At 70.0% G+C, this 26,721-nt stretch carries 27 protein-coding genes and 1 tRNA gene; 12 read left to right on the top strand and 16 right to left on the bottom strand.

The window, feature by feature from the left end; genetic code table 11:
- Positions 1-2: 2 nt before the first annotated feature.
- The 6 genes from FHY03_RS07450 to FHY03_RS07425 form a co-directional block, all read right to left on the bottom strand.
- Entirely contained in the window at positions 3-1,103 is a 1,101-nt protein-coding gene (locus FHY03_RS07450) for a calcium:proton antiporter (protein WP_260158768.1), read from the bottom strand.
- Between the two features lie 305 nt (positions 1,104-1,408).
- Positions 1,409-2,674 (bottom strand): ATP-dependent Clp protease ATP-binding subunit ClpX, encoded by a 1,266-nt coding sequence (gene clpX / locus FHY03_RS07445; protein ID WP_183920667.1) that lies wholly within the window; start codon positions 2,672-2,674, stop codon positions 1,409-1,411.
- 256 nt (positions 2,675-2,930) lie between these two features.
- Positions 2,931-3,620: an ATP-dependent Clp protease proteolytic subunit gene (locus FHY03_RS07440; protein WP_183920668.1), complete on the bottom strand. Its 690-nt coding sequence runs from the start codon at positions 3,618-3,620 to the stop codon at positions 2,931-2,933.
- A gap of 56 nt (positions 3,621-3,676) precedes the next feature.
- Positions 3,677-4,639 (bottom strand): glycosyltransferase family 2 protein, encoded by a 963-nt coding sequence (locus FHY03_RS07435; RefSeq protein WP_183929787.1) that lies wholly within the window; start codon positions 4,637-4,639, stop codon positions 3,677-3,679.
- A 143-nt stretch (positions 4,640-4,782) separates the two neighbouring features.
- Complete coding sequence (gene tig, locus FHY03_RS07430; RefSeq protein WP_183929785.1) at positions 4,783-6,486, bottom strand: trigger factor; 1,704 nt, start codon at positions 6,484-6,486, stop codon at positions 4,783-4,785.
- A gap of 58 nt (positions 6,487-6,544) precedes the next feature.
- A tRNA-Leu gene (locus FHY03_RS07425) sits at positions 6,545-6,629 on the bottom strand.
- Between the two features lie 112 nt (positions 6,630-6,741).
- Between FHY03_RS07425 and FHY03_RS07420 the strand changes: the two genes are divergently transcribed.
- Together FHY03_RS07420 and FHY03_RS07415 are read left to right on the top strand one after the other, a co-directional pair.
- Entirely contained in the window at positions 6,742-6,903 is a 162-nt protein-coding gene (locus tag FHY03_RS07420) for a hypothetical protein (RefSeq protein ID WP_165927005.1), read from the top strand.
- Between the two features lie 11 nt (positions 6,904-6,914).
- Positions 6,915-7,115 carry a hypothetical protein gene (locus FHY03_RS07415; RefSeq protein WP_183920670.1) on the top strand — a complete coding sequence of 67 codons (201 nt, stop codon included), beginning with the start codon at positions 6,915-6,917 and terminating at the stop codon, positions 7,113-7,115.
- A gap of 37 nt (positions 7,116-7,152) precedes the next feature.
- On the opposite strand, the gene FHY03_RS07410 is transcribed toward FHY03_RS07415, so the two are convergent.
- The 9 genes from FHY03_RS07410 to gatC all read right to left on the bottom strand — a co-directional run bounded on the left by FHY03_RS07410 (position 7,153) and on the right by gatC (position 13,810).
- Positions 7,153-7,743 (bottom strand): hypothetical protein, encoded by a 591-nt coding sequence (locus tag FHY03_RS07410; protein WP_183929783.1) that lies wholly within the window; start codon positions 7,741-7,743, stop codon positions 7,153-7,155.
- 11 nt (positions 7,744-7,754) lie between these two features.
- On the bottom strand, positions 7,755-8,024 hold the full coding sequence (locus tag FHY03_RS21000) for a tetratricopeptide repeat protein (protein WP_260158766.1): 270 nt from the start codon (positions 8,022-8,024) through the stop codon (positions 7,755-7,757).
- A complete protein-coding gene (locus tag FHY03_RS07405) occupies positions 8,025-8,777 on the bottom strand; it encodes a M48 family metallopeptidase (protein WP_260158765.1) in 753 nt (250 codons plus the stop codon). It abuts the gene before it with no gap.
- Between the two features lie 145 nt (positions 8,778-8,922).
- Positions 8,923-9,597 (bottom strand): hypothetical protein, encoded by a 675-nt coding sequence (locus FHY03_RS07400; protein WP_311721334.1) that lies wholly within the window; start codon positions 9,595-9,597, stop codon positions 8,923-8,925.
- 168 nt (positions 9,598-9,765) lie between these two features.
- Positions 9,766-11,229 (bottom strand): Asp-tRNA(Asn)/Glu-tRNA(Gln) amidotransferase subunit GatB, encoded by a 1,464-nt coding sequence (gene gatB, locus FHY03_RS07395; protein ID WP_183929781.1) that lies wholly within the window; start codon positions 11,227-11,229, stop codon positions 9,766-9,768.
- Positions 11,222-11,638, bottom strand: a complete 417-nt coding sequence (locus tag FHY03_RS07390; RefSeq protein WP_183929779.1) for a type II toxin-antitoxin system VapC family toxin — start codon at positions 11,636-11,638, stop codon at positions 11,222-11,224. The genes gatB and FHY03_RS07390 overlap by 8 nt, the downstream gene beginning before the upstream one ends.
- Entirely contained in the window at positions 11,635-11,934 is a 300-nt protein-coding gene (locus FHY03_RS07385) for an AbrB/MazE/SpoVT family DNA-binding domain-containing protein (RefSeq protein WP_183920674.1), read from the bottom strand. The genes FHY03_RS07390 and FHY03_RS07385 overlap by 4 nt, the downstream gene beginning before the upstream one ends.
- A gap of 33 nt (positions 11,935-11,967) precedes the next feature.
- Positions 11,968-13,452 carry an Asp-tRNA(Asn)/Glu-tRNA(Gln) amidotransferase subunit GatA gene (gene gatA / locus FHY03_RS07380; protein ID WP_183929777.1) on the bottom strand — a complete coding sequence of 495 codons (1,485 nt, stop codon included), beginning with the start codon at positions 13,450-13,452 and terminating at the stop codon, positions 11,968-11,970.
- A 70-nt stretch (positions 13,453-13,522) separates the two neighbouring features.
- On the bottom strand, positions 13,523-13,810 hold the full coding sequence (gene gatC / locus FHY03_RS07375; RefSeq protein WP_183920676.1) for an Asp-tRNA(Asn)/Glu-tRNA(Gln) amidotransferase subunit GatC: 288 nt from the start codon (positions 13,808-13,810) through the stop codon (positions 13,523-13,525).
- A gap of 139 nt (positions 13,811-13,949) precedes the next feature.
- On the opposite strand from gatC, the gene FHY03_RS07370 reads away from it, so the two are divergent.
- The 6 genes from FHY03_RS07370 (at position 13,950) to FHY03_RS07345 (ending at position 19,359) form a co-directional block, all read left to right on the top strand.
- Positions 13,950-15,050: a DUF3089 domain-containing protein gene (locus FHY03_RS07370; protein WP_183920677.1), complete on the top strand. Its 1,101-nt coding sequence runs from the start codon at positions 13,950-13,952 to the stop codon at positions 15,048-15,050.
- A gap of 154 nt (positions 15,051-15,204) precedes the next feature.
- Positions 15,205-15,735, top strand: coding sequence for a Holliday junction resolvase RuvX (gene ruvX / locus FHY03_RS07365; RefSeq protein WP_183920678.1), 531 nt, complete (start codon positions 15,205-15,207; stop codon positions 15,733-15,735).
- 12 nt (positions 15,736-15,747) lie between these two features.
- Complete coding sequence (locus FHY03_RS07360; protein WP_183929775.1) at positions 15,748-16,737, top strand: aspartate carbamoyltransferase catalytic subunit; 990 nt, start codon at positions 15,748-15,750, stop codon at positions 16,735-16,737.
- A complete protein-coding gene (locus FHY03_RS07355; RefSeq protein WP_183929773.1) occupies positions 16,734-17,951 on the top strand; it encodes an amidohydrolase family protein in 1,218 nt (405 codons plus the stop codon). The genes FHY03_RS07360 and FHY03_RS07355 overlap by 4 nt, the downstream gene beginning before the upstream one ends.
- Positions 17,952-18,074: 123 nt before the next feature.
- Positions 18,075-19,004 carry a glycosyltransferase family 9 protein gene (locus FHY03_RS07350; protein WP_260158764.1) on the top strand — a complete coding sequence of 310 codons (930 nt, stop codon included), beginning with the start codon at positions 18,075-18,077 and terminating at the stop codon, positions 19,002-19,004.
- Entirely contained in the window at positions 18,961-19,359 is a 399-nt protein-coding gene (locus FHY03_RS07345; protein WP_183920681.1) for a DUF6165 family protein, read from the top strand. Before FHY03_RS07350 ends, FHY03_RS07345 begins: the two co-directional genes overlap by 44 nt.
- A gap of 79 nt (positions 19,360-19,438) precedes the next feature.
- Here FHY03_RS07345 and FHY03_RS07340 read toward each other — a convergent pair whose 3' ends face one another.
- Positions 19,439-22,480: a TonB-dependent receptor domain-containing protein gene (locus FHY03_RS07340; protein ID WP_183929771.1), complete on the bottom strand. Its 3,042-nt coding sequence runs from the start codon at positions 22,478-22,480 to the stop codon at positions 19,439-19,441.
- 184 nt (positions 22,481-22,664) lie between these two features.
- Here FHY03_RS07340 and FHY03_RS07335 point away from each other — a divergent pair, with 184 nt between their 5' ends.
- The 4 genes from FHY03_RS07335 (at position 22,665) to nagA (ending at position 26,711) form a co-directional block, all read left to right on the top strand.
- Positions 22,665-23,687, top strand: a complete 1,023-nt coding sequence (locus tag FHY03_RS07335) for a N(4)-(beta-N-acetylglucosaminyl)-L-asparaginase (protein ID WP_183929769.1) — start codon at positions 22,665-22,667, stop codon at positions 23,685-23,687.
- On the top strand, positions 23,684-24,418 hold the full coding sequence (locus FHY03_RS07330; protein ID WP_183929767.1) for a copper homeostasis protein CutC: 735 nt from the start codon (positions 23,684-23,686) through the stop codon (positions 24,416-24,418). The genes FHY03_RS07335 and FHY03_RS07330 overlap by 4 nt, the downstream gene beginning before the upstream one ends.
- A gap of 68 nt (positions 24,419-24,486) precedes the next feature.
- A complete protein-coding gene (locus tag FHY03_RS07325) occupies positions 24,487-25,545 on the top strand; it encodes an SIS domain-containing protein (protein ID WP_183920685.1) in 1,059 nt (352 codons plus the stop codon).
- On the top strand, positions 25,542-26,711 hold the full coding sequence (gene nagA, locus FHY03_RS07320) for an N-acetylglucosamine-6-phosphate deacetylase (protein ID WP_183929765.1): 1,170 nt from the start codon (positions 25,542-25,544) through the stop codon (positions 26,709-26,711). The genes FHY03_RS07325 and nagA overlap by 4 nt, the downstream gene beginning before the upstream one ends.
- The last annotated feature ends 10 nt before the right edge of the window (positions 26,712-26,721 follow it).

The raw sequence follows: 26,721 nt of genomic DNA, 5'->3' as shown, positions 1-26,721 counted from the left end.
GCTCATGGTACCACCGTGGTGAACAGATAGACCGCGAAGATCACCAAATGCACCGCGCCCTGCAACACGGTGGTTCTGCCGTTGCCGAGCGAGATCGTCGCGACGAACAGCGAGAGCGCGAGCAGCACCAGGCTCTTCGCGCCGATCCCGAGCGCGAGCGGCAGGTCGAGCACGAGGCTGACGATTGCCACCGCCGGAATCGTCAGCCCGATCGTCGCCAGTGCCGAGCCGAGCGCGAGATTGAGGCTGGTCTGGATGCGATTGCGCCGCGCGGCGCGGACGGCGGCGAGGCCCTCCGGCGCGAGCACCAGCGCCGCGATCACCACGCCGACGACGGCGAGCGGCAGTCCGGCGTCGAGCACCGCGCGCTCGATCGTTGCCGACAGCGCCTTGGCGAGCAGCACCACCGCGACCAGCGCGACGAGGAGCAGCGCGAAGGCGGTCCAGGTGGTGCGCCCGTCGGGTACGGCGCCATGATCCTCCTCGCCCTCGGCGCTCAGGAAATAGTCACGGTGGCGCAGCGTCTGCACCATCACGAACACGCCGTAGAGGAACAGGCTGACCACCGCGACCAGGATGAGCTGCGACGTCGAATAGCTCGGCCCGGCGGTGGTCGAGGTGTAGTTCGAGAGGACCAGGGTCAGGATCGCCAGCGCGGCCAGCGTGCACAGCGCCGCGCTCGCGCCGCGCAGCGAGAAGCGCTGCTCGCCGTGGATCACGCCGCCCACCATCAGGCACAGGCCGATGATGCCGTTGAGGATGATCATGATCGCCGCGAGCACGGTGTCGCGCGCCAGTGCCGAGGCGTCCCCCGCGTCGGACAGCATCAGCGAGACGATCAGCGACACCTCGATCACGGTCACTGCGATCGCGAGCACCAGCGTGCCGAACGGCTCGCCGACGCGATGCGCCACCACCTCGGCATGATGAACCGCCGCGAGCACCGCGCCGAACAGGATTACCGCCGCCGCGATCGTGCCCGCGTTGCCGACCTTGGCGAGACTGGCGAGCACCGCGAGGAGGCCGGCGAGCGGGAAGCAGACCGCCCACCAGGGCATCAGCGCGGGGGGCGGCGGCAGCGGGGCGTCGGTCGTCGTCTGCATGCTGAGGCAATGCGCGAGCCGGCCGGTGCGATCCGCCGGACATGATAAGCAAAGAAGAAGGGCGCCGCGGCCGTGCCGCGACGCCCTGCACGGGGCTCATACAAAGACTGGATGGACGCGCTGCGATGTGACCGCGTCCCTCCCCGTGCCGCCATCCTGAGCTTGTCTCAGGATCCACCTTTCGCGCTACGCCATCCTATCCGAACAAACGGCACGTTGGATCCCCGACCAGGTCCGGGATGTCGGCAGGTTCCGGAGGAACCCGCCGCTCTCCACCCCGGCCCAGCATCGTGGCGGAGGAACGATCAGGCGACCTCGCCGGCCTTCTTCTTCTCGGCGTAGACGCGGACCGGCTCCTTGCGTCCCTCGACCACGTCGCGGTCGATCATCACCTCGTCCACCGAGTCCATCCCGGGCAGATCGAACATCGTGTCGAGCAGGATTGCCTCGAGGATCGAGCGAAGCCCGCGCGCGCCGGTCTTGCGCTCGATCGCCTTCTTGGCGACGGTGGTGAGCGCGTCGTCGGTGAAGCCGAGCTTGACCTCCTCCATCTCGAACAGCTTCTGATACTGCTTCACCAGCGCGTTCTTTGGCTCGGCCAGGATCTTGACCAGCGCGGGCACATCGAGATCCTCGAGCGTCGCGATCACCGGCAGGCGGCCGACGAACTCGGGGATGAGGCCGAACTTGAGCAGATCCTCCGGCTCGGTCTGGCGCAGCACCTCGCCGGTGCGCTTCTCTTCCGGAGACGCGACATAGGCGCCGAAGCCGATCGATTTGCCCTGGAGACGGTCGCCGATGATCTTCTCGAGACCCGAGAAGGCGCCGCCGCAGATGAACAAAATGTTGGTCGTGTCGACCTGGAGGAACTCCTGCTGCGGGTGCTTGCGACCGCCTTGCGGCGGCACGCTCGCGGTGGTGCCCTCCATCAGCTTCAGCAGCGCCTGCTGCACGCCCTCGCCCGACACGTCGCGCGTGATCGACGGGTTCTCCGCCTTACGGCTGATCTTGTCGATCTCGTCAATGTAGACGATGCCGCGCTGCGCGCGCTCGACGTTATAGTCAGAGGCCTGAAGCAGCTTGAGGATGATATTCTCCACATCCTCGCCGACATAGCCCGCCTCGGTGAGCGTCGTCGCGTCCGCCATGGTGAACGGCACGTCGAGGATGCGCGCGAGCGTCTGCGCCAGCAGCGTCTTGCCGCAGCCGGTCGGGCCGACCAGCAGGATGTTGCTCTTGGCGAGCTCGACGTCCGCGCCCTTGGCGCCGTGATTCAGCCGCTTGTAGTGATTGTGCACCGCCACCGAGAGCACGCGCTTGGCCTGCTTCTGCCCGATGACGTAATCGTCGAGCACGTCGCAGATCTCCTGCGGGGTCGGCACGCCGCCGTCCTTCTTCGCGACCAGCGCCGACTTCGTCTCCTCGCGGATGATGTCGTTGCACAGCTCGACACACTCGTCGCAGATGAACACGGTGGGGCCGGCGATCAGCTTGCGCACCTCGTGCTGCGACTTGCCGCAGAACGAGCAATAGAGCGTGCTCTTGCTATCGCCGCCACTGAGTTTCGTCATTCAGATCATCCTTCGTCGCAGGCATGGCGCCTGCCCTGGGCGCGGCGCAGGCTATCGCACTGCACCTTAAGCAACAACGTACAATGCCGCGAAAATCTGGGCCGTCGCCGGCGTGACCCCGCGGTGTCGCCGAACCGCAATATCTATCCTCTGCCCCGCGGCTTCAAGGGCGTAGCGGCGCGGCGCTGACCCGCGGCGCGGAGCCCGCCGCCGCGGTAGACCGGCGCGCCGCGGTGGGTCGCGCCGGTCGGCCGGATCACGCCGCAGCGCTGACGTCCTCGCTCGGCACGGGGCGCTTGTCGAAGACCTCGTCGATCAGGCCGAACTCCTTGGCCTCCTCGGCGCTCATGAACTTGTCGCGGTCCATCGAGAGCTCGATCTCCTCGAGCGGCTTGCCGGTGTACTTGGCGTAGAGCGAGTTGAGGAAGTGGCGCATGCGCAGGATCTCGCGCGCCTGGATCTCGATGTCCGCCGCCATGCCCTGGGCGCCCCCCGAGGGCTGGTGGATCATGATACGGCTGTTGGTGGTGGCGACGCGCATGCCCGGCTCACCGCTGGCCAGCAGGAACGAGCCCATCGAGGCGGCCTGACCGATGCAGAGCGTGCCGACGCGCGGGCGGATATATTGCATCGTGTCATGGATCGCCATGCCCGCCGTGACGACGCCGCCCGGCGAGTTGATGTACATGAAGATGTCCTTCTTCGGGTTCTCCGACTCGAGGAAGAGCAGCTGCGCGCAGATCAGCGAGGCCATGCCGTCCTCGACCCCGCCGGTGACGAACACGATCCGCTCGCGCAGCAGCCGCGAGAAGATGTCGAACGAGCGCTCGCCGCGGTTCGACTGCTCGATCACGATGGGGACGAGTCCGGCCTGGGTCTGCTGCATGCCGACGCCGGCGCGCGCCAAGGCGCCTGCGAAGTCGCCGGTCTCGAACGGATTGTGCATGGAATAACTTTCTTATGCCCTGAAGGCGGCCAACATCGGCGCTCGCCGCAGCTTGTTCAAGCCCCGTTGCCGGCGCCCCGCCGTGGCGCCGGCTGCGCGAGATAAGCGAGTCGCCGCACCTCGCGGCGGCCGCGCACGACCGTGTCGAGGATCAGCCCGGCGAAGCCGCACAGCGCCGCCAGGATCATCAGCCCGGTCACCAGCACCGCAGTCGGCAGCCGGGGCACGAGACCCGTGTGCGCGTAGGTCAGCGCCAGCGGCGCGGCGAGCACCATCGCGAGCAGCGCGAGCAGCGCCCCCGCCCCGCCGAAGAACCAGAGCGGTCGCTCGATCCGGTACAGGGTCGCGATCGTGCGGAGGATGCGCCAGCCGTCGCTGTAGGTGCTGAGCTTCGACACCGAGCCCTCCGGGCGCGCGTAATAGGGCGTCTCGACCTCGCCGAGCGGCATCTTGAGCTCGAGCGCGTGGACGCTGATCTCGGTTTCGATCTCGAAGCCGACCGACAACACCGGGAAGCTCTTCACGAAGCGCCGCGAGAAGACGCGATAGCCGCTGAGGATGTCGCTGAAGCTCCGGCCGAACAACCGCGTGAGCATGCCCGTGAGCAGGCTGTTGCCGAGCCGGTGGCCGCGGCGATAGGCGGCCGTTGCCTCGCCCACGCGCGTGCCGACGATCATGTCGAGCTGCTCGTCGAGCACGCGCGCGACCATCGCGGGCGCCGACGCGGAGTCATAGGTCGCGTCGCCGTCGGCCATGACATAGACGTCGGCGTCGACGTCGGCGAACATGCGCCGCACCACCGCACCCTTGCCCTGGATCCGCTCGGTACGCACCACCGCACCGGCGGCGCGCGCCACCGCGACGGTGCCGTCGCGGCTGTTGTTGTCGTAGACATAGATGGTCGCGGCCGGCAGCGCGCGGCGGAAGCCGGCGATGGTCTCGGCGATCGCGGCCTCCTCATTGTAGCATGGCAGCAGCACCGCCACGCGCGGCGCCGACCGCGTCTCTTCCACCGTCATGCCGCCCTGCATCCGCCGTCCTGCCGCTCTGATCCGCTCACCTTGTCGTCATCCTAGACGATGATCCCGACCGAAACGTGAAAGAGCCGGGCTGCATTATGGCAACCCGGCTCCTTCGCTGTCGCGGTGACGTCGTCGCCCGCTTACTCGGGCTTCTTGGCGCGCGTGCGCTTGGGTGCCGGCGCGTCGGCGGCCTCGGTGCCCGCCGCCGTCTCGGCCGCGGCTGGATCGGACTCAAGCACCTGGGTCTCCTCGCTCACCGGCGCCGCCTTCTTGGCGCGCGGCTTCTTCGCGGGGGCCTCGGCCGCGGCCTCGTCAGCGCTGACCCCGGACTCGACCGCCTCGTCGACCTTGACCGCCTTCTTCGCGGCGGACTTCTTCGCCGGCTTCTCGGCCGCGGGCGTCTCGCCCTCGGTCGCGCCACCCTCGCCGTCGCTCGCGGCCGACTTCTTCTTGCCGCGAGTCTGCTTGGGCTTGTGGTTGTCGTGGTCGTGGTGGTGCGTGCCGGTCGCGAAGCCGTCCTCGCTCTCGATCGCCGCCTCGAGCTCCTCGCGCGTCGTCTCGCGCTCGGTCACCTCGGCCTTGTCGAACAGGAAGTCGACGACCTTGTCCTCGTACAGCGGCGCGCGCAGCTGCGCGGCGGCCATAGGGTCCTGCTGAATGTACTGGACGAAGCGCTGCTGGTCCTCGCCGCGATACTGCTGCGCGGCCTGGGCGATCAGCCGGTTCATCTCCTGCTGCGACACCTCGACGCCGTTGGCCTGGCCGATCTCGCTCAGCAGCAGACCGAGGCGGACGCGACGCTCGGCGATCTTGCGGTAATCGTCGCGCTCGGCCTCCATCTCGGCCAGCGCCGCCTGGGGATCGGGCTCGTGCGTCGCCTCGTGCTGGAGCTGCTGCCAGATCTGGTTGAACTCGGCCTCCACCATCGACGGCGGCACCTCGAAATCATGCCCTTCGGCGAGCTGGTCGAGCAGCTTGCGCTTCATATAGGTGCGCGTGAGCTGGTTGTGCTCCTGCTCGATCTGGCCGCGCAGCAGCCCGCGCAGCTGGTCCAGGCTCTCGAGCCCGAGCGCCTTGGCGAGCTCCTCGTCGATCGCGCTCTCGGCGGCGGTCTTCACCGCCTTGATCGTCAGGTCGAAGGTCGCCTGCTGGCCGGCCAGCTCCTTGGCGCCGTAATCTTCCGGGAAGGTCACGGTGATCTTGCGTTCGTCGCCCGCCTTGACCCCGACGACCTGGTCCTCGAAGCCGGGGATCAGCTGACCCGCGCCGAGCTCGACCGCCATGTCGCTGCCGGTGCCGCCCTCGAAGGCGACGCCGTCGAGCGTCTTGCCGACGAAGTCCATCGTCACCTGGTCGCCGGTCTCGGCCGCCTTGTCGCCGGCATCCTCCCAGCGCTTCTGCATGTCGGCGAAGCGCTTGAGCTGGACGTCGATCGCCGCGTCGTCGACCGGCACGGTGAGACGCTCCAGCTTCAGCCCCTCGATCGCGGGGGCCGGCACCTGGGGCAGCACCTCCAGCTCGACCTTCAGCTCGGCATCCTTGCCCGCTTCATAGCCCTCGGTCAGCTCGACCGACGGCTGCATCGCGGGGCGCAGCTGCTTCTCGCTGATCAGCGCCTGGATGCCCTCCTGGATCGAGGTGTTGAGCGCGTCCTGGTGCAGCGCCGGGCCGTGCATCTTGCGCACGAGGTTGGCGGGCACCTTGCCGGGGCGGAAGCCAGGCATGCGGATCTGCGGCGCGACGCGCTTCAGCTCGGCGTCGACCCGCCCCGCGATCGCGCTGGCGGGGATGGTCACGGTGTAGGCGCGCTTCAGGCCCTCGTTCAACGTCTCGACAGTCTGCATAGGCCGCTTTCGTCTGGAATAGGATGAGTGATGGCCACCCCGCGTGAAGCGCGGGGACTGGTGCGGGCGAAGGGACTCGAACCCCCACATCTTGCGATACCAGAACCTAAATCTGGCGCGTCTACCAGTTCCGCCACGCCCGCAAGTCGGACACCGCCGGTCGGCGGGCTCTATACCGCGGGCGCGGCCGGAGCAAGCGCCGTGAACGGGCAACTCCGCGGGCGTCGATACGTTGACCCGGAAAGGAGAAAAGCGATGGCCACCAACCCTGTCAGCCCGCCCGACGTGCCGCAGCCGACCTCACCCGGCACGCCCGACGCGCCGCCGCCCGAGATCAACCCGCCCGGCCCCGACATCGACGTCCCCGCCCCCGGGGCGCCCGCCGGCGACCCTGCGCCCGCCAATCCCAGCATCTGAGCGAGACCGACATGACCGAGCGAGAGATCGACCCCATCCCGAACCGCGATGACGAGCGTCCCGACATTCAGCAGGCGGTCGAGGCGCGCAGCGACGCGGTCGCGCGCGGCGAGGGCGGCAAGGAGCCGGCGCGCTTCACCGACACCGGCGAGTTCGACGGCAACAGCGGAACCGGCGGCGAGGTGAAGAACCAGGAGTATAATCAGCAGTGAGGCTCGACTGAGCCGGCCGGCGCTCGCCTCGGCCGGCTCAGCGGAATCGCGTGGTCGCGGCGAGTCGGCGCCAGCTCTCCAGATCGCGCGCGTAATAATGGATCGCGGGCGCCTCGTAGCTCATCCAGTACAGCTTCTTGCCGCGGATCGCGGCAATTGCCTCGCCGTGCCGCTCTACCTCCTCCTGTCGCGTGAAGGTGTATCGAAAGCGGATCGCGCGCTCGCCGTCGAGCCGCGCCGGCTCGGCCGAGTCGATCGTCATCAGCGACGCACCCAGCGCGATGCGGCAGCTCTTCTCGACGAGATCGGGCACGTCGGTGAGCAGCATCGTCGTGGAAAAATGCGGGAGCGGCTGATCGTGCTTCGACACCTCGCGGAACAGCGGCCTGCCGCTCTCGACCGCACCGCAGAACGTGACCGCGTTGAGCGCCTCCCCATCGAGGGTCCAGCGTTCACAGCGTGGGCCCGCTCGCCAGCCGAGCTCGTTCCACTCGCGGTCGGGCGTCACCGTCAGCGTGTCATGGGCCACCGCGATCGGGCGGCCGGCGTCGACCAGGCGATTGCCCGCATAGACGGGCGTGACGGTGGCGACGAGCAGCAGCGCGCACGCGCCGAGCGAGCGGTTCATCGGGCGATCCTTCATGAGACGAGCGCGCGCACCATCGCGGCGTCGCCGGCGGTGGGCGCAAGCTCGAGATAGCGTCGCAGCTCGGCGCGCCCCGCCTCCGCCTCGCCACCGCGGAGCAGCGCCATGCCGAGCCCGCGGTGGCTCTCGGCGTGGCGCTGGTCGAGCGCGAGCGCCTGACGGTAGAAGTCGGCGGCTGCGACCAGGTCGCGCGGGTAGCCGCGCTGGCGGTAAAGCTCGGCGCGCGCGAACAGCAGGTCCTCGCTCCAGCCGTCCTGCGCCACCTAGCCGAGCAGATAGTCGGTGCCGCCAAAGTCGTTGAGCTTGATCTGATCGGCCAGGAACGCCGCGCGCCACGGTCGCAGCGCCGCGGCATAGGCCGCCGCCTCGGTCACGCCCCCCGCGGGCAGCGCCGCCGCGGCGGCGTGCAGCGCGGTCATACGCTCCAGGTCGGTCGGATGCGTGTCGAGCAGGTGGGCTCCGTCGTAGCGGCGCGAGCGCTGCTTGCGACCCGCCGCCCTGGCATCGGCTTCGTCCATCTGGCGGGCCCACACCTCGGCAACGCGGCGCGGATCATAGCCCGCGGCGGCGACGAAGCGTAGGCCGAGCGGATCGGCCTCGCTCTCCTGCGCGCGACTGAACGAATAGGTGTTGGCAGTCGCGATCAGCCTGACCAACGGCGCCGCCCTGCCCGCGAACAGCGCCGTCCAGGCAGCGAGATCGCTCGCGCCGAGCCGGCGATGCTGGAGCGCCAACATATGGCGCTGCTCGAAATGCGCGAACTCATGCCCCAGCACCGCGCCGAGCTCGGCCTCGTCGCGCACGCGCAGCAGCAGCCCGCTCCACACCGAGATCGCGCCGCTGGCACTGGTGGTGGCGTTCATCGCCGGGACGCGGAGCACGTACAGCCGGACGGCGTGGCAGCGTTCCTCGCCGACGGTGCGGCACAGCACATGGCGGACATAGGCGTTGAGGGCGGCATCGTCGATCAGCAGGTGCGAGTCGCGCAGCTGGCGCTCGTCCTCGTCGGCCTGCATCCAGAGCCCGCGTTCCGCAGCGGTGCGGGGCTGATACGCGGCGGCGAAGGGCGGCAGTATCGGGTCGGCAGTTCGCGCGTCGACGGACTCGAGCGGGAGGCAGAGTGTGGCAAGCGTAGCGCCACACGGACGACCGCACACGCCATCAACGCGCCTTCGGCGAGACCGTGAGAGCGGCGGGCACCTCGGCGCTACCCGGAAAACCCTCGAACAACTCGGCGACCCGCTCGGCGGCGCCCTCGGGCGTGCGCACGTCGCCCCCCATCTGCCGATCGGCGTTGAGCCACACCAGATCGCCGGTGCGCAGGTCGACGAGCCCGGCATAGCCCGTGTGCTCGCCCGACCTGACCCCGACACCGACCGTCACGGCGGCGAGCACCTGAAAGATCTTGCGCCCGGTCGAGCCATAAGCGTCCTCGGTGTCGACAAAGAGCGCATAGTCGCACCCCTGCCCGCGCGCGATCCGCGCCACGTCCGGGCCGAGCGTCCAGTCGAACTGGCCGGCGCGCTTCTTGGTCGGCAGCCGTTTGCCCTTGAAGAGCTGACAGTCGATCACCGACTGGGCGACGACGGCGAACAGCGCCTGATAGTCGGCGATCAACCGCGTGTCGGCGCCGATCGCCTCGGGGACGCGCACCACCTCGTTGCCGAGCGTGCGCTGCGCCGCGGCCAGCGCGGCGTCGATCTGCTCGCGTGCCTGTGCGGTCCAGTCGGCGTTGGCCTGGAAGAGACCCGCGGTCGACTGCGCGCCGACCGTGATATGCGGCCGCAGCAGCAGGATATGCGCGGTGCCGCGCGGCAGGGTGAAGCCCGGTCGCACCGCCGATCGCTCCTGCGCCAAGACCGGTCCGGCGGCGACACAAGCGAGCGCGACGCAGCAGGCCGCTAGGACGACGCGACAGACTGACAGTCCTTCCCCCTCGTCGACGACCCCGCCGCCGTGGAAGGAAGTACCGCCCGCCTGCCGACCGGCAAGCGGGCGACTGGCTCAGTTCAGCGCCTTCTTCAGCAGGTCATTGACGACCTGAGGGTTTGCTTTTCCGCCCATCGCCTTCATCGTCTGCCCGACGAAGAAGCCGAACAAGGCCACCTTACCACCGCGATACTGTTCCAGCTGGCCCGGGTTCTTGGCCAGCACCTCGCCGATCACCGCCTCGATCGCGCCGGTATCGCTGGTCTGCTTGAGCCCTCGCTCCTCGACGATCTTGCCCGGCGCGTCGCCGGTCTCGAGCATCGCCTCGAACACCTGCTTGGCGAGGCTGCCCGAGAGCGTGCCGTCCGCCACCAGCGCGAGCAGCTCGGCCGCCTGGCCCGGCTGCACGGGGCTGTCACCGATCGACTTGCCCAGTCGATTGAGCGCGCCGAACAGCTCGCTGGTCACCCAGTTCGCCGCCGGGACCGGCGCCGCGCCCTGCTCCAGCAGCGCGTCGAACCAGCGCGCGCTCTCCACCTCCGCGGTGAGCACCTCGGCATTGTACGGCGTGATGCCGAGCGACTCGTAGCGCTGGCGCTTGGCGTCGGGCAGCTCGGGCAGGCTCGCGCGGCAGGCCTCGAGGAAGGCCTCGTCCAGTTCCAACGGCAGCAGATCGGGATCGGGGAAATAGCGGTAATCGTGCGCGTCCTCCTTGGAGCGCATCGACCGCGTCGTGCCGCTGTCGGGATTGAACAGCCGCGTCTCCTGCACAACCGTGCCGCCGCCCTCGATCAGCTCGACCTGGCGCTTGGCCTCATGCTCGATCGCCGCCATCACGAAGCGAACCGAGTTGACGTTCTTGGTCTCGGTGCGCGTCCCGAACTCGGCGCCGGGGCGCCGCACGCTGACATTGACGTCGGCGCGCATCGAACCCTCCTCCATATTGCCGTCGCATGAGCCGACGTAGCGAAGGATCGCCCGCAACTTGCGTAGGTAAGCCCCTGCTTCCGAAGGAGAACGCATGTCGGGGCGGCTGACGATCTCCATCAGCGCCACCCCCGATCGATTAAGGTCGACGTAAGAACGCGTCGGGTGCTGATCGTGCATCAGCTTGCCCGCATCCTGCTCGACGTGGATGCGCTCGACCCCGATCGTCTTGACCGTCTCGCCGTCCTCGATCTCGACCGAGCCTTCGCCGACAAGAGGATGATAAAGCTGAGAAATTTGATACCCCTGCGGGAGATCGGCGTAGAAGTAATTCTTGCGGTCGAAGCGCGACCAGCGGTTGATCTGCGCGTCGATCGCCATGCCGGTGCGCACCGCCTGACGGATACATTCGCGGTTGGGCACGGGCAGCATGCCGGGCATCGCCGCGTCGACCAGCGAGACCTGGGTGTTGGGCTCGGCGCCGAAGGCCGTCGCCGCGCCCGAGAAGAGCTTGGCCTGGCTGGTCACCTGGGCGTGGACCTCAAGGCCGATCACGACCTCCCAGTCGCCGGTGTCGCCCTTGATACGATAGGGGGTGGATGCGTCAGCCATGATCGGTCTCGGGTGTGATGAGGGTGAGGTCGGGGAAATAAGCAGCGAAACGTTGGCGGTCGCGGGTAATCAGCGAAGGCTGCGGGCTCGTCGCTGCATGAGCCCCGATGAGAAAGTCGGCGAGCACCGCGATGCGAGGGCCGCCGGCCTGACGGTAGGCGCGATGCGCGACACCGGCGCAGAACGCCGCTGCGGCATCGAGCGACTGCACCGCTATCCCGAGCCGATCCAGGTAACCGCGCTGTGACTCACGATCGGCGAAGCGGCCGGCACATTCGGCCAGCACGACGACGCTGATCGCGACCGCACCGATCGCGGTGGCCGACGCGAGCTGAGACACGCTCCGGTCGCCGAAGGCCGAGGCGTGTGCGAGAAGATCGAGCAGGATATTGCTATCGAGGAAGGTCATTCACCGATCTCGCGCGGCAAAGGAACCGGCTCGCGCAAGCCAGCCATATAGCTGTCCGGATCGAGCCCTTCAGCGAGGTGATGATGATCTCGCTGGACGCGCCGAATGCGTTCGAGCGCCGCCGCGACCCTGGCTGGGTCGGCCGTCACCCGAACAGGACCGCGGCGGGTCACCGCCTCTCCCTCGCCGCGCAACTCGATCTCGACCGGCTCGCCGGGACGAAGGCCGAGCGCGTCGCGAACGTCCTTCGGGATCGTCACCTGCCCCTTCGACGTCAGATCGGTCAGCTTGCCCATCCGCGAAGTATTATTCGCCAGCGGTATTACCGTCTACCACCAGCGCCCCGGTCGCGCGACGAAGCCGGCGCGCTCCTCGATCGCCAGCGCCGCGTCGAGCACGCCCTGCTCGTCGAGCGGCTTGCCGATGATCTGAAGGCCGAGCGGCAGACCGCCCGCGTCGACCCCGCCCGGCACGCTCATCGCGGGCAGGCCAGCGAGCGACGACGGCACGGTGAAGACGTCGTTGAGGTACATCGCCAGCGGATCAGCCGCCTTCTCGCCCAGCGCGAAGGCCGCCGAGGGCGCGGTCGGCGTCAGCAGCACGTCGCACTGGGCCCAAGCGCGCTCGAAGTCGCGCGCGATCAGCGTGCGCACCTTCTGCGCCTGGGAGTAATAAGCGTCGTAGAAGCCCGCCGACAGTACATAGGTGCCGATCAGGATGCGGCGCTTGACCTCGTCGCCGAATCCCTCCGCGCGGGTGCGCGCGTACATCTCCTGCAAATTGGCGCCGTCGGGCAGGTCGCGCAGGCCGTAGCGGACGCCGTCGTAGCGCGCGAGGTTGGACGAGGCCTCGGCCGGGGCGATGATGTAATAGGCCGGCAGCGCGTAGCGCGTGTGCGGCAGCGACACCTCGACGATCTCGGCGCCGGCGTCGCGCAGCCAGTCGATGCCGCGCTGCCACAGCGCGTCGATATCGGCCGGCATGTCGTCGACGCGATATTCCATCGGGATGCCGACGCGCTTGCCCTTGAGCGAGGCGTTGAGCCCCGCCTCCCAGCGCGGCACCTCGAGGTCGAGCGAGGTCGCGTCCTTCGGGTCGAAGCCCGCCATCGCCTCGAGCATGATCGCGCAGTCGCGCACGTCGCGCGCCATCGGTCCGGCCTGGTCGAGCGACGAGGCGAAGGCGATCACACCCCAGCGCGAGCAGCGGCCGTAGGTCGGCTTGATCCCCGAGATGCCGGTGAACGCCGCAGGCTGGCGGATCGAGCCGCCGGTGTCGGTGCCGGTCGCGCCCGGCGCGATCCGCGCCGCCACCGCGGCGGAGCTGCCGCCCGACGAGCCGCCCGGCGCGAGCGGCGCGTTGCCGCCGTCGGCGCGGCGCCACGGGCTCACGACGTTGCCGAAGTGGCTCGTCTCGTTCGACGAGCCCATCGCGAACTGATCCATATTGAGCTTGCCGAGCATGCCCGCGCCCGCGTTCCACAGCTTCTGCGACACGGTCGACTCATACCCGGGGGTGAAGCCCTCGAGGATGTGGCTCGCGGCGGTGCTCGGCACGCCCTTCGTGCAGAACAGATCCTTCATCCCGATCGGCACGCCCGCGAGCGGCTTGGGCGCCTCGCCCGCGGCGCGCGCCGCGTCGGCGGCGTCCGCGGCGGCGAGCGCGTGCTCGGGGGTCTCGACCAGGAAGGCATTGAGCGGCTTGGCGGCGGCGACCGCGGCGGTGAAGGCCTCGGCCACCTCGCGCGCGCTGAACGTGCCGGCGCGCACGCCGTCGCGGATGTCGCGGATGCCGAGATCGGTGAGGTCGGTCACGAGAGGTCGTCCATGCGGGAGGAGATCCCGGCCTGCGCCGGGATGATCGAGCGACGATCGAAGGCGATCGTCACTCGATCACCTTGGGAACCGTGAAGAAGCCGTGCTCGGCCTGGGGCGCGTTGGCGAGCACCGACTCGCGGATGCCGCCGTCGGTCACGACATCGTCGCGCAGCCGCAGGCGATTGGCGATCACCGCGGTCATCGGCTCGATCCCGGCGGTGTCGACCTCGCCGAGCTGCTCGATCCAGTCGAGGATGTTACCCAGTTCGGGGGAGAGCCGCTCGGCCTCCTCCTCGGTGATGGCGATGCGGGCGAGCCCAGCGATGCGCCGCACGGTTGCGATATCAACGGACATAGCCGGCGCGCTACCGCGAGCCCCGCCGCAACGCAACCGCGCCGGCACGCGCGCGGTTGCGCGGATCGCAACTCTGAGGCACCTCCTTTGCGATTGCGGCGACAGCGACTTTGCTGCACCGCAGCATGGTGACATACGCTTGGTCCGTAAATTCCTCTACGTCGTCGCCGGCCTGATCGTGCTCGCGCTCGCCGGTCTGCTCGCCTACCGCATCTGGGGCGTCTCGCTGATGCGCGCCGCGCTCGTGCCGGGGGAGACGTTCCGCGCGCAGCCGGGATTGAGTGTCGCCGACTATCGTGACGATCGGATGTGGCTGGCGCGACCGTCGCTGGCGAACGACCCGTCGCGCTGGACGCCGCCCGGTTATCGGCCCCGCCAGACGCACGGCGGTGCGGCGGTGTTCTTCATCCACCCCACTTCTTACCTCAGCCGCGCGCATTGGAACGCCCCGCTCGACGATCGCGAGGCCAACGATCGCGCGGCTCTGTTCCTCCGCGGTCAGGCGAGCGCCTTCAACGAGGCGGGCGAGATCTGGGCGCCGCGCTACCGCCAGGCGACCTTCGGCGCCTTTCTCACCGACAAGGCCGCGGCGGACCAGGCGCTGGCGCTCGCCTATCGCGACCTGCTCGCCGCCTTCGACGTCTTCCTCGCCGAGATCGCCCCCGACCGGCCGATCATCCTCGCCGGGCACAGCCAGGGTGCGCTCCACCTGACTCACCTGCTGAAGGACCGTGTCGCGGGCAAGCCGCTGGCGAAACGGATCGTCGCCGCTTACGCGATCGGCTGGCCGATCTCGACCACCACCGACCTTCCCGCGCTCGGCCTGCCCGCCTGCGCGTCGCCCGACCAGCGCGGCTGCGTGCTGGCATGGCAGAGCTTCGCCGAGCCCGCCGATCCGTCGCTGATCCTCGACACGTTCGATCGAACCACCGGCTTCGACGGCCGCGCGCGGCGCGGCACGCCGCTGCTGTGCACCAACCCGCTCTTGGGAGCGAATGGCGGCAGCGCGCCCGCAAGCGCCAATCTGGGGACGCTCTACCCTAACGCCGACCTGTCGAGCGCGACGATCCGCGCCGGCACGATCGGCGCCCGCTGTGCCGGGCGCGGGCTGCTGCTGATCGGCAGCCCGCCCGACCTCGGGCCGTACACGCTGCCCGGCAACAATTACCATGTCTACGATTACAGCCTGTTCTGGGCCAACGTCCGCGCCGACGCCGCGCGGCGCCTGGCGGCGGAGTGAGCGTGGGAAGCAATCGCTCTAACCTGTTAAGTCATCCCGGACCTGTCACGGGATCCACCCGTCCGCGCGCTCGCCGGCCGCTCGGTACGCGGCCCGATAGACCCCGGAACACGTCCGGGGTGACGACAAGGACGGCGCGAAAAGGCCACCACCGATGAACGCGCCCAGCCCGCGCGTGGCGATCGCCACCACCGCTGCCGCCTTCCGTGCCTCGCTCCCGCACGGCGGCCGGCTGCTCGGGCTCGACGTCGGCACCAAGACGATCGGCACCGCGCTGTGCGACGCCGGCTGGAGCTTCGCCAGCCCCGCGCAGCTGATCCGCCGCACCAAGTTCAGCGCCGACAAGGCCGCGCTGCTGGCGCTCTCGACCCAGCAGCAGGTCGTCGGCTGGGTAATCGGCCTGCCGCTCAGCCTCGACGGCAGCGAGAGCCCACGCACCCAGTCGACCCGGGCTTTCGCGCGCAACTGCGCCGACCTCGGCTTGCCCCTGCTGCTGTGGGACGAGCGCTGGTCCACCGTCAGCGCCGAGCGCGCGCTGATCGCGCAGGACATGAGCCGTGCCAAGCGTGCCGAGCGGATCGACAATCACGCGGCCGCCACGATCCTTCAGGCCGCGATCGACGCGCTGGTGCTGGCGCCGGCGGAGCAGGGCGAACCGCTTGCGCCGCCGGGGAGCGCGGACTAGGCACCGCGCTCGATGACCCAATCGGACCACCGCCCCGGCACCCTGATCCCCGGCGGCGCGGTATTCCCGCATCGCCATCTCACCGGCATCGAGGGGCTCGAGCCGCACGAGATCACCTTCCTGCTCGACGAGGCCGAGACCTGGGTGGAAGCCAACCGCACCCGCGCCGCGCCCGACCGCCGCCTCTCTGGCTTCACCCAGATCAACGCCTTCTTCGAGAATTCGACCCGCACGCTGCTGAGCTTCGAGATCGCGGGCAAGAGGCTCGGTGCCGATGTCGTCAACATGCACGCCGCCCAGTCGAGCGTGAAGAAGGGCGAGACGCTGATCGACACCGCGCAGACGCTCAACGCGATGCGCGCCGACGTGATCGTGATCCGCCACATGTCTTCGGGCGCGGTGCGGCTGATCGCGGGCAAGGTCGACTGTCCCGTGCTCAACGCCGGCGACGGCCGCCACGAACACCCGACCCAGGCGCTGCTCGACGCGCTGACGATCCGTCGCCGCCTCGGCGGCATCGCGCACAAGCGCGTGGTGATCTGCGGCGACCTGCTCCACAGCCGCGTCGCCCGCTCGAACATCCTCGCGCTTACCGCGCTCGCCGCGGAGGTGCGCGTCTGCGCGCCCTCGACGCTGATGCCCCCCGCCATCGAGCGCTTCGGCGTCACCGCCTTCACCGATTTCGATCGCGCGATGGAGGGCGCCGACGTGGTGATGATGCTGCGGCTTCAGACCGAGCGGATGGCGGGCGGCTATGTCCCGTCGAGCCGCGAATATCACCTGCGCTACGGGCTCACACTCGAGCGGCTCGCCAAGCACGCGCCCGGCGCGCTGATCATGCATCCCGGGCCGATGAACCGCGGCGTCGAGATCGACTCGGCGGTTGCCGATCACGTCGAGCAGTCGGCTATTACCGAGCAGGTGCAGATGGGTGTCGCGGTGCGCATGGCCTGTCTCGACGTGCTGACGCGGCGCGCGCGCGGCGTGGAGGGCTGGGCATGAACCGCGCGATCCTGTTCACCGACGCGCGGCTGGTCTGCCCGGAGCGCGGCGAGCGCGAGGGCGAGCTACTGGTTGTCGACGGCGTGATCGCGGACGGCCCCGCCCCCGCCGACGCGCTGCGGGTCGACTGCCGCGGCAGGGTGCTCGCTCCCGCCCTGATCGACATCGGCGTGGCGCGGATCGACCGCGCCGCCGCGCGCGCCGGCGGGATCGTCCGGGTCGCGCCGATGCCCGATCAGGTGCCGGTGCTCGACGAGCCCGGCGCAGTGCAGCGGCTGGCACTGATCGGCCGGCCCGACCTGTGGATCCACCCCATCGCGGCGGCGACGCGCGGGCTCGCCGGCGCCGACCTGGCCGAGATGGCGATCTGCCTCTCCGCCGGCGCGCGCGCGGTCGGCACCGGCCGCGGCTGGATCGCCGACTCCGGCGTGATGCACCGCGTGCTGAGCTACGCGCGCGACCTCGACGTGACTGTGATCACGCATGCCGAGGACGGCGGGCTGACGCGTGGCGCGGTCGCGAGCGAAGGCGAGACCGCGTCGCGGCTCGGCCTGCCCGCCGCTCCCGCCGTGGCAGAGGCGCTGGCGATCGCGCGCGACCTGATGCTGGCGGAAGAGACCGGCGCGCGGCTCCACCTCCGCGCGGTCACCACCGCGGCGGGGTTCGCGCTGGTGCGGGCGGCCAAGGCGCGCGGCGTGCGCGTGACGTGCGGGATCACCCCGGCGCATCTGCTGCTCTCCGACAATGCGATGAGCGACTTTCGCACCTTCGCGCATCTATCGCCTCCGCTGCGGAGCGAGACCGACCGCCACTCCGCGCTCGCCGCGCTGGCCGACGGGACGATCGACCTGCTGTGCTCGGGCCACGATCCGCGCGGACCCGAGGAGAAGCGCCTCCCCTTCGCCGACGCCAGCCCCGGCGCGGCCGACGCCGCGGCCTTGCTCGCGCTCGGGCTCGGACTGGCACGCGACGGGCGCGTGTCGCTGCCGCGGCTGTTCGCGTTGCTCGCGCGCGCCCCCGCCGCGCTGCTCGGCCTCGACACGGGCGCGCTGCTGCCAGGCCTGCCGGGCGACGTCATCCTCCTCGACCCCGACGCGCCGTGGCGCATCGATGCGGACACGCTGCCGGGCAAGGCCGGCAACACGCCCTTCGACGGGCTGCCGGTGCAGGGCAAGCTGCTGCGCATGTGGAAAGGCGGGCGCGAACTGGTCTGAGTGGCTTGCGCTCGACCGGAAGGGGTTCGTTCCGTCCCGACGAAGCTCACCAAATCAGACGCTTAATTCTGTCACGCCGGCGCAACGAGGGAACCGGCATGGCTCTCGCGCGGTTCGTCCCGCATGGAGCTACATAGCAGCTGGGCGGAGGCGATGCGCGCGCGCGACTATGCCGCCGCCTGGGCGCTCGAACGCCAGGTCATCGCCGCACGCGATCCCGCGACGCGCGATGACCCCAGCCTACCCTATCACGAGCGCTGGGTGTGGAACGGCCGCCCCGTCGACGGCGTCGACGTGCTGGTGCGCTGCTACCACGGCCTCGGCGACACGCTCCAGTTCGCGCGCTACCTACCCGCGCTCGCACACCGCGCCAGGAGCGTGACGGTCGAGGCGCCGGCACGGCTGCACCCCTTGCTCGCGGGGATCGCCGAGGTGAGCCTCCATGGCTTCGACCCAGCGCATCCACTCAAGCCGCGCGCCTGCGATATCGAGATCACCGAGCTGCCCGGCGCGCTGGAGCTGGCGCCGGACGATGTTCCGGCTTCCTACCTCCGCGTCGCCCCCGCGCCGATCCCGGCGCTAAGCGTCGGACTATGTCACCAGGCGGGAGACTGGGACCCTGACCGCTCCTTACCCGAGGCGCTGCTCGCCCCCGTCGCCGAACGGTACCGCTGCCTCTCCCTCGTTGCCGCGCCCTCGATGCTGCCGGTGATCAATCCCGACGGCTGTCCCTTCGATCTCGCCGCCACCGCCGCGCTGGTCGCCGGTTGCGCCGCGGTGATAACAGTCGACACGATGGTGGCGCATCTCGCCGGCGCGCTCGGGCGCCCGACCTGGCTGTTGCTCAAGCATCGGCCGGACTGGCGCTGGGACCCGACCCGCCACGACAGCGACTGGTACCCGACGCTGCGCCTCCACGCGCAACCGCGCGTCGGTGACTGGACGCCGGTGCTAGCCGGAGTGGCTAGCGAGCTCGACGCTTTCTTCGACGATCAGGGAGAGACGATCCATGGCCAGCCTGCCCAGCCCGTCGGTGCCCGTCTCCTGGGGTGAGCTGCTCGACAAGATCACCATCCTCGAGATCAAGCGCGAGCGGATCGCGCGCGCCGAGGCGCGGGCCAACGTCGCCCGCGAGCATGAGGCGCTGAGCGACATCGGCGCCGGCGTTATCGGGCAGCAGGCGATCGCGCCGCTGTTCGGCCAACTCAAATCGATCAACCGCGAGTTGTGGGAGATCGAGGACGCGATCCGGCAGGAGGAGGCTGCGGCGTCGTTCGGCACCGACTTCATCCAGCTCGCGCGCTCAGTGTATTTCAAGAACGACGAGCGCGCGCGGCTGAAGCGCGCGATCAACCTGGCGCTCGAGTCCGAGCTGATCGAGGAGAAGAGCTACGCGGCGATGAACTGACCGCCGCCACAACGGCAGCGGTCTAGCCGCCGGGCGTGACGCCCCCGAGGTCCTCGCCTCGGAAGCGTCACCGGACCGATCAGAACTTGATCGTCGTGGCGACCGCGATGTTACGACCGAGCGAGTCGTAGCGCTGCGGGATGGTGTTGCTGCGCGCGAGGCTGATGTTGTACGAGTCCGGCACGATTGGCGCTGCCTTGTCGAGCAGGTTATTCGCGATCAACCGCAGCGAGAACTGCTTCGACACCGCGAAGTTGAGCGCGAGGTCGAAATAGTCGGCCGGGTCGACGCGATAATAGTTCGTCAGCGCGCGCTCGGGCGTGCCGCCGATCGCCTCGTCACCCGAGTTGTTGGCGTTGGTCAGCGAGCCGACGTGGCGCCAGTTGAGCGAGGCGCCGAACTTCTGGTCAGGCGTGGTATAGGTGCCGCGCAGCCCGTGGCTCCACTTCGGGATCAGCTGGCCGCAGCCGTTGCCGTAATAGCCGGCGCAGTTGCGCTCGGGCTGGAGCGGCGAGTCCTGTCCACCCGCGTTCGTCGTCAGCGAGCCGTTGAACGACATGTCGAAGCGGCCGACCGACTCGAGGTTGAGCGTGTACTGCGCCTGGAAATCCCAGCCGCGCGCGATCGAGGTGTAATAGTTGGTCGTACCCTGGCGGATGAAACCGGTGCTCGACCCCGCCGCCGAGAACAGCGTGCCGTTGGCGTTGCGAACGATGCCCTGACAGAAGAACTGGTCGCCGCCCGAGCGCAGGCAGCCGTCAGTGTAATAGCTATAGTCGTTGTAGCCGAGCGAGTCGTTGATCTTGATGCGATAACGATCGACCGAGAAGACGAAGCCGCGCAGGAAGCGGGGCTTCACCACTAGGCCATAGGTCTGCGTGTAGGCGGTCTCCGGATCGGCGGTGAAGCCGCCCGAGCGCACCGAGCAGGCAGCGGTGCCGTTAGGCGTGGTGCCGTTGCTGCACAGCAGAGTCTGGCTGCCGTAGAGCGCGTCGGACAAGCCGGTGGCGCGGCACACCTCGCGCGAGGCAACGGGTGCGCCATAGCTGACGCCGTTGGCGCCGTTGATCACGGTCGGCGCGCAGAAGTCGTTGAACGTGCCCGAGCCACCCGCGGCGAACTCGATGTTGGTGGCTTGGCGGATCTCCACCACGGTCGGCGCGCGCTGCGCCTTGTTGAACGAGGCGCGGAAGGTCAGGTCGCTGATCGGGGCGTAGATCCCCTCCACCTTCCAGGTAGTGAAAGTGCTCGGGTTGCTGCTGTACTTCGAGACGCGGAAGCCGCCGTTGAGCTGCACCAGCTCGGCGAACGGCTTGTGCTCGACCAGCGGCGCCTGGACCTCGATGTTCGACTCCCACACGTCCTGGCTGAGATACGTGTCGTTGCCGCCCAGCACGCCGCGGTAGGACGCGTCGGCAACCGACTTAAGCGTATCCTTGCGATACTCGGTGCCGAGCGCGATCGCGAGGCCCTGCTCGGCGAACGGCGAGGTGATGCCGTATTTGCCCAGGTCGCCGGTCATGTTGGCCTGAACGTCGTACAGGGTGCCCGTGGTCGCCGAGGTGCCCGTGCCGAACAGATAGTTGATCAGCGCGGGGTCGCTGTTGCCCGCGCTGAAGATGTCGAACGGCACGCAGCCGGCCGCGCCGCTCGCGCAGGTAGGCGACGCCGCGGTGCCGCCGACGTTGACCGCATCCTGGAGACGACCGGGGATTCCGAAGCTCGGTGTATAGTCCTGATGGTTGCGCGCGTAGACGCCACCGATGTCATAGGTCCAGGCATCGCCCACCTTGCCGCGCACGCCGCCGGTCAGCCGGACGCCGGTGTTGATGTACGTATCGGGCCGGTCGCTGCCCTCGCCGAGGCGATAGCGCAGGTCGATCGGCACGCTCGCCACGCCCGCCGCGCAGCCGATCGCACCGGCCTGCGCCGCGGACAGATACGGGTTGCCGCAGCTGACGTTGACGGTGCCGCTCGCGATCGTCGGATAGTTGTTATAGGACTTGTCGCGGAACCAGATGCCCGAGGTGTAGAGCTCGGCGTCGGGCCCGAGGTCGAGGCTGGCGAAGCCGCCCGCGTTCACCCGCTCCGACGGCCGCTGGTAAGCATAGCCGCTAAAATAGTTGGAGGCGTTGCCCGCGCCCGCCGCGAAGGGGACGAAATTGCGCGTGCCGTCAGGATTGTTGACATATTGCGCGCCGGCGTTGGCGCCCGCACGCGGCGTGATCAGGCCGCTGGTCGAGCTGCTCGGGGTTAGCCCGCACGACAGCGGGCCATTGGCCTGGAGCTGGGTCAGGTAGCAGCCCGCGTTCGAGCGGTCGGTGAGCCCGACCTCCTCGGTCTTGCGGTAGTTGACGAAGCCGCTCAGCCGCAGCGCGCCGTCGAACAGCTTCTTGCCCGCGGTCAGCGTCACGTCGGCGCGGCCGCCGTCGTTGGTCCAGCCGCGCGGGCTGCTGAAGCCGGCCGCGCGCGCCAGCGGCGACACGATCGTGTCCTTGTTGTTGTGATTGTAGAAATTGTAGTTGGCGTCGAGCTGCAGCCCCTCGAAGTCCTTCTTGAGGACGAAGTTGACCACGCCCGCGACCGCGTCGGAGCCGTACACCGAGGAGGCGCCGCCGGTCAGCACGTCGACGCGCTCGAGCAGCGATGGCGGGATGATGCCGACGTCCTGCCCGTTCTGCGTACCGAGCCGCTTGCCGTCGATCAGCACCAGGGTGCGCTCGAAGCCGAGGCTGCGCAGCTTGATGCGCTGGCGGCCGTCCGAGTCGTTGTAGGTCTGCTGGCTGTCGGGCGCGATCTGCGGCAGACGGTTGAGCACGTCCTCGACGTTGACCGGCGCCTGCGCGCGGATGTCCTGCGTGGTCACCGAGGTGATCGGCGCGGCGGAGGTGACGTTGGGGCGCTGGATGCGCGTGCCGGTGACGACCACGTCGCCGGTCGATGCGGCGGCGGGCGCCTGGTTGCCCTGCTCGCCCGCGATCGCCTCGGCGCGCTCCGGGGTCGCCTGCCCCGCCGCCTGGGCCGAGTCGGCGGGTGCGTCCGCCTGCTGTGCGAGCGCCGGCGTCGCTGCGAGGAGGGCCGCGGCGAGCGCCGCGAGGGAGACATGGTGCTGCGACGTCATCGGCGAACCCTCTAATTTGTTTTTATTGGTAAAGGTGACTTTTGCCCCTGTTTCATCAATCTGCCATGAAGGTCAATACCTGACAGGACCACTGACGTGACCAATCACGCGAGCGGTTGCGTGGCGGCGTCGATCCGTGCTTGTCGTAAGCCGGGCCGCGTCGCGGCGACACGGAGGGGAGCGGATGACGACGAGACGATCCTTGCTGGCGACGCTCGCCGCGGCCGGCGGCGCGCTGCCGCTGGCCCGCGGCGCCGTCGCGGCCGCGGCGCCGGCGCATGACGTGCGCGTGCTCTCTACCTGGGACTTCGGCGCCGCCGCCAACGACGCGGCCTTCGCCCGGCTGCGCTCGGGTGGCTCGCTGCTCGACGCGGTCGAGGCGGGCGCTCGCGTGCCCGAGGCGGATCCGGAGAACCACTCGGTCGGCTACGGCGGCTACCCCGACCGTGACGGTCATGTCACGCTCGACGCCGTGATCATGGACGACGCGGGCGCGGTCGGCGCGGTCGCCGCACTGGAGGATACGGTCCACGCCATCTCGGTCGCGCGGCGGGTGATGGAGAGGACGCCGCACACCTTCCTGGTCGGCGAGGGCGCCACCCGCTTCGCGCGCGAGCAGGGCTTCGAGAAGGTCGATTTGCTCACGCCGCCGGCGGAGCAGGCGTGGCGCGAATGGCTCAGGACCGCGAAGTACCAGCCCGTCGCCAACAGCGAGACCAGCACCTACGGCACCGCCGCGCCGCATCGCACGCCCGGCGGCGCGCTCGACCATGACACGATCGGGCTGCTCGCGCGCACTGCGGACGGGCGCATGGCGGGCGCCTGCACCACCTCGGGCATGGCCTTCAAGATCCGCGGCCGCGTCGGCGACTCGCCCCAGGTCGGTGCCGGCCTCTACGTCGAGCGCGGCGTCGGCGGCGCCACCTCGACCGGGGTCGGCGAGGAAGTGACTCGCGTCGCGGGCAGCGCGCGCGTGGTCGCCTCTATGCGCGCCGGCCGCTCGCCGCAGGCGGCATGCGAGGAGGTGGTGCGCCACATCGCCGCGTTGCGCGGCGACGCGATCAAGGGCATGCAGGTCGGCTTCCTCGCGCTCGACACGAAGGGCGCGGTCGGCGCCTTCTGCCTGCTGCCCGGCTTCACCTATGCGGTGACTGACGCGCGCGGGACGACCACCGTCCACCCCGCCCCCTCGCTGTACCGCCCATGAGGCGATTGCTCGAGGTCTGCGTCGAGGACACCCACGGCATCGCCGCGGCGGTGAACGGTGGCGCGGATCGGATCGAGCTGTGCGCCGCGCTCGACGTCGGCGGCCTGACCCCCTCGCCCTCGCTGATCCGCGCCGCCGCGAGCGCACCGATCCCGGTCCATCTGCTCGTGCGGCCGCGCGCGGGCGACTTCGTCTATGACGCGGGCGAGCGGCGGCTGGTGGAGGAGGACATTGGGGCCGCAGCGGACGCGGGACTCGCCGGCGTGGTGATCGGTGCCAACGCGCGCGACGGCAGGCTCGACACCGACTGCCTCGCGCGCTGGGTGGAGGTGGCGCGCGACCGCGCCCTTTCGTTGACGTTGCACCGTGCTTTCGACCTCACCCCCGACCCGCTCGAAGCGCTCGAGCAGGCGGTGGCGCTCGGCTTCGACCGGATCCTCACCTCGGGGGGCGCACCGCGCGCGATCGACGCGACTGACACGCTGACAGCGCTGGTCGCCGCGGCCGACGACCGCATCACCGTGCTCGTCGGCAGCGGCGTCTCGCCCGCGACGCTACCGGCCCTGCTCGCCACCGGCGCGCGCGAGGTTCACGCCTCGGGCCGTGTCGCACGCGCGGGCACCGGCGACGCCACGCTGCGCCGCTTCGGCTTCGTCGCCGCGACGAGCTACGCGACCGATCAGGTCACCGTCGCTGGCCTCGCCGCGATGCTGCGCGACGAGGCCGCTTGAACAATACCAATTTATAACTTAACCCTCTGGAAACGCCGTTGCGGTCCCGCACGGCAGGGGAGCCCAGCATGATCGCGACGACCGACCAGCCACCGGCCAAGGACGCGACCGCCACGCTGATGCACGCCGAGGCGGCCGAGGCGGGCGCCGCGGTGGCGCGGCTGCTCGAGGCCAATCGCGCGACGCTCGCCGCGCTCGGCGAGCGGCTCCGCGCCGCCCCGCCGGCGGTGGTCGTCACCTGCGCGCGCGGCTCGTCGGATCACGCCGCGACCTACGGCAAATATCTAATCGAAACGTTCGTCGGCGTCCCCGTTGCCTCCGCCGCCCCCTCGGTCGCCTCGGTCTATGCCGCCGACGTCGCTCCCTCGGGCGGGCTCTGCATCGCCATCTCGCAGAGCGGGCGCAGCCCCGACCTGCTCGCCAGCGTCGCCGCGCAGAAGGCAGCCGGCGCACACGTCGTCGCTTTGGTCAACGACACCACATCGCCGCTTGCCGAAACCGCCGACACGCTGGTGCCGCTGATGGCCGGACCGGAGCGCTCGGTCGCCGCGACCAAGTCGTACATCGCGGCGCTCGCTGCGCTGGCGCTGCTCACCGCCGAGTGGAGCCAGGACGCGGCGCTGACCGATGCCCTCGATCGGTTGCCGGAGCGGCTCGGCGCCGCTTGGGCGCTCGACTGGAGCGGCGTGGTGGACCTACTGCGCGACGCCAGCAACCTGTTCGTCATCGGACGCGGTCTCGGCTTCGGCATCGCGCAGGAGGCGGCCTTGAAGCTGAAGGAGACCTGCGCGCTCCACGCCGAGGCGTTCAGCAGCGCCGAGGTGCGCCACGGCCCGATGGCGATCGTCGGCGCCGGCTTCCCGCTGATCGCCTTCGCCACCTCGGACCAGGCCGGCGACGGCGTGCGCGAGGCCGCGGCCGAGTTCGCGCAGCGCGACGCGCGGGTCGCGCTCGCCGACGCCGCGCAGGACGGTGCGGGCAGCCCCGCGGCGCTGCGCGACCATCCCGCGCTCGAGCCGGTGCTGATGATCCAGAGCTTCTACCGCATGGCGAACGCGCTCTCGGTCGCGCGCGGGCTCGATCCCGACTCGCCGCGCCATCTCAGCAAGGTCACCAAGACGCTATGACGACGCACAGCTTCCGCAACGGCCGGGTCGCGACGCGCGACGGCGTGCTCGACGCGGCGACGATCGAGGTCGCCGCCGACGGCACGATCGCGGCGTTGCGCGCCGGTGCCGAGCGCGAGGCGGTCGACCTCGGCGGCGGCTGGGTCATGCCCGGCTTCATCGACACGCAGGTCAACGGCGGCGGCGGCGTGCTCTTCAACGACACGCCGACGGTCGAGGGCATCGCGGCGATCGGCGCGGCGCATGCGCCGTACGGCACCACCGGCTTCATGCCGACGCTGATCAGCGACCGCCCCGCGGTGATCGCGCGCGGGCTCGACGCCACCGACGCGGCGATCGCGGCGGGTGTCCCGGGCGTGCTCGGCACGCACGTCGAGGGGCCGGTGCTCAGCCTCGCGCGCAAAGGCATCCACGATCCCGCGCGCTTCCAGCCGCTCGACGACGAATTGATGGCGCTGCTGCTTCAACCCCGCCGCGGCGTGGTGATGGTGACGCTGGCGCCGGAGCGCGTGACCGCCGAGCAGATCGCGACGCTGGCGCGCGCCGGCGTGCGCGTCTGCCTCGGCCACACCGACGCCGACTACGCCACTGCCACCGCCGCCTTCGCCGCGGGAGCGACCGGCGTGACCCATCTGTTCAACGCGATGTCGCCGCTGGTGCACCGCGCCCCCGGCGTGGTCGGCGCCTCGCTCGACGACCAGCATGCGTGGTGCGGGATCATCGTCGACGGCTTCCACGTCGACGACGCGGCGCTGCGCATTGCGCTGCGCGCGCGTCCGGTCGACCGCTTCATGCTGGTGTCCGACGCGATGCCCTGCGTGGGAGCGGTGCGGAAGGACTTCGTGCTCCAGGGCAAGCCGATCCACGTCGAGGACGGGCGCTGCGTCGGCGCCGACGGCACGTTGGCCGGCTCGGACCTCGACATGGCGGGCGCAGTGCGCAACGCGGTGCGACGGCTCGGCCTCGCGCCCGAGGTTGCGGCAGCGCTGGCGGCGACCAGCCCCGCCGCCTTCCTCGGCCTGGAGGCGGAGCGCGGCGCGCTCGCCGTCGGGCTGCGCGCTGACTGGGTGCGGCTCGACGCCGATCTCCAGCCGCTCGGCACCTGGGTCGGCGGCGAGGAGCGGGTCGTGCTGCCGCAGCAGGCGCACGGCGAGCCCGTCACCTGATTTCTCCCCT

The organism is Sphingomonas sp. BK345 (genome assembly GCF_014193845.1).
Taxonomy (GTDB): Bacteria; Pseudomonadota; Alphaproteobacteria; order Sphingomonadales; family Sphingomonadaceae; genus Sphingomonas.
The sequence above is the reverse complement of the archived record's forward strand: the minus strand, read 5'-3'. Positions and strand labels throughout refer to the sequence as shown.

Bases quoted from the DNA above. Each gene is read 5' to 3' on its own strand.
- FHY03_RS07450 (WP_260158768.1), bottom strand. From the start codon at position 1,103: ATGCAGACGACGACCGACGCCCCGCTGCCGCCGCCCCCCGCGCTGATG.
- clpX (WP_183920667.1), bottom strand. From the start codon at position 2,674: ATGACGAAACTCAGTGGCGGCGATAGCAAGAGCACGCTCTATTGCTCG.
- FHY03_RS07440 (WP_183920668.1), bottom strand. From the start codon at position 3,620: ATGCACAATCCGTTCGAGACCGGCGACTTCGCAGGCGCCTTGGCGCGC.
- FHY03_RS07435 (WP_183929787.1), bottom strand. From the start codon at position 4,639: ATGACGGTGGAAGAGACGCGGTCGGCGCCGCGCGTGGCGGTGCTGCTG.
- tig (WP_183929785.1), bottom strand. From the start codon at position 6,486: ATGCAGACTGTCGAGACGTTGAACGAGGGCCTGAAGCGCGCCTACACC.
- FHY03_RS07420 (WP_165927005.1), top strand. From the start codon at position 6,742: ATGGCCACCAACCCTGTCAGCCCGCCCGACGTGCCGCAGCCGACCTCA.
- FHY03_RS07415 (WP_183920670.1), top strand. From the start codon at position 6,915: ATGACCGAGCGAGAGATCGACCCCATCCCGAACCGCGATGACGAGCGT.
- FHY03_RS07410 (WP_183929783.1), bottom strand. From the start codon at position 7,743: ATGAACCGCTCGCTCGGCGCGTGCGCGCTGCTGCTCGTCGCCACCGTC.
- FHY03_RS07405 (WP_260158765.1), bottom strand. From the start codon at position 8,777: ATGCAGGCCGACGAGGACGAGCGCCAGCTGCGCGACTCGCACCTGCTG.
- gatB (WP_183929781.1), bottom strand. From the start codon at position 11,229: ATGGCTGACGCATCCACCCCCTATCGTATCAAGGGCGACACCGGCGAC.
- FHY03_RS07390 (WP_183929779.1), bottom strand. From the start codon at position 11,638: ATGACCTTCCTCGATAGCAATATCCTGCTCGATCTTCTCGCACACGCC.
- FHY03_RS07385 (WP_183920674.1), bottom strand. From the start codon at position 11,934: ATGGGCAAGCTGACCGATCTGACGTCGAAGGGGCAGGTGACGATCCCG.
- gatC (WP_183920676.1), bottom strand. From the start codon at position 13,810: ATGTCCGTTGATATCGCAACCGTGCGGCGCATCGCTGGGCTCGCCCGC.
- ruvX (WP_183920678.1), top strand. From the start codon at position 15,205: ATGAACGCGCCCAGCCCGCGCGTGGCGATCGCCACCACCGCTGCCGCC.
- FHY03_RS07360 (WP_183929775.1), top strand. From the start codon at position 15,748: ATGACCCAATCGGACCACCGCCCCGGCACCCTGATCCCCGGCGGCGCG.
- FHY03_RS07355 (WP_183929773.1), top strand. From the start codon at position 16,734: ATGAACCGCGCGATCCTGTTCACCGACGCGCGGCTGGTCTGCCCGGAG.
- FHY03_RS07350 (WP_260158764.1), top strand. From the start codon at position 18,075: ATGGAGCTACATAGCAGCTGGGCGGAGGCGATGCGCGCGCGCGACTAT.
- FHY03_RS07345 (WP_183920681.1), top strand. From the start codon at position 18,961: ATGGCCAGCCTGCCCAGCCCGTCGGTGCCCGTCTCCTGGGGTGAGCTG.
- FHY03_RS07340 (WP_183929771.1), bottom strand. From the start codon at position 22,480: ATGACGTCGCAGCACCATGTCTCCCTCGCGGCGCTCGCCGCGGCCCTC.
- FHY03_RS07335 (WP_183929769.1), top strand. From the start codon at position 22,665: ATGACGACGAGACGATCCTTGCTGGCGACGCTCGCCGCGGCCGGCGGC.
- FHY03_RS07330 (WP_183929767.1), top strand. From the start codon at position 23,684: ATGAGGCGATTGCTCGAGGTCTGCGTCGAGGACACCCACGGCATCGCC.
- FHY03_RS07325 (WP_183920685.1), top strand. From the start codon at position 24,487: ATGATCGCGACGACCGACCAGCCACCGGCCAAGGACGCGACCGCCACG.
- nagA (WP_183929765.1), top strand. From the start codon at position 25,542: ATGACGACGCACAGCTTCCGCAACGGCCGGGTCGCGACGCGCGACGGC.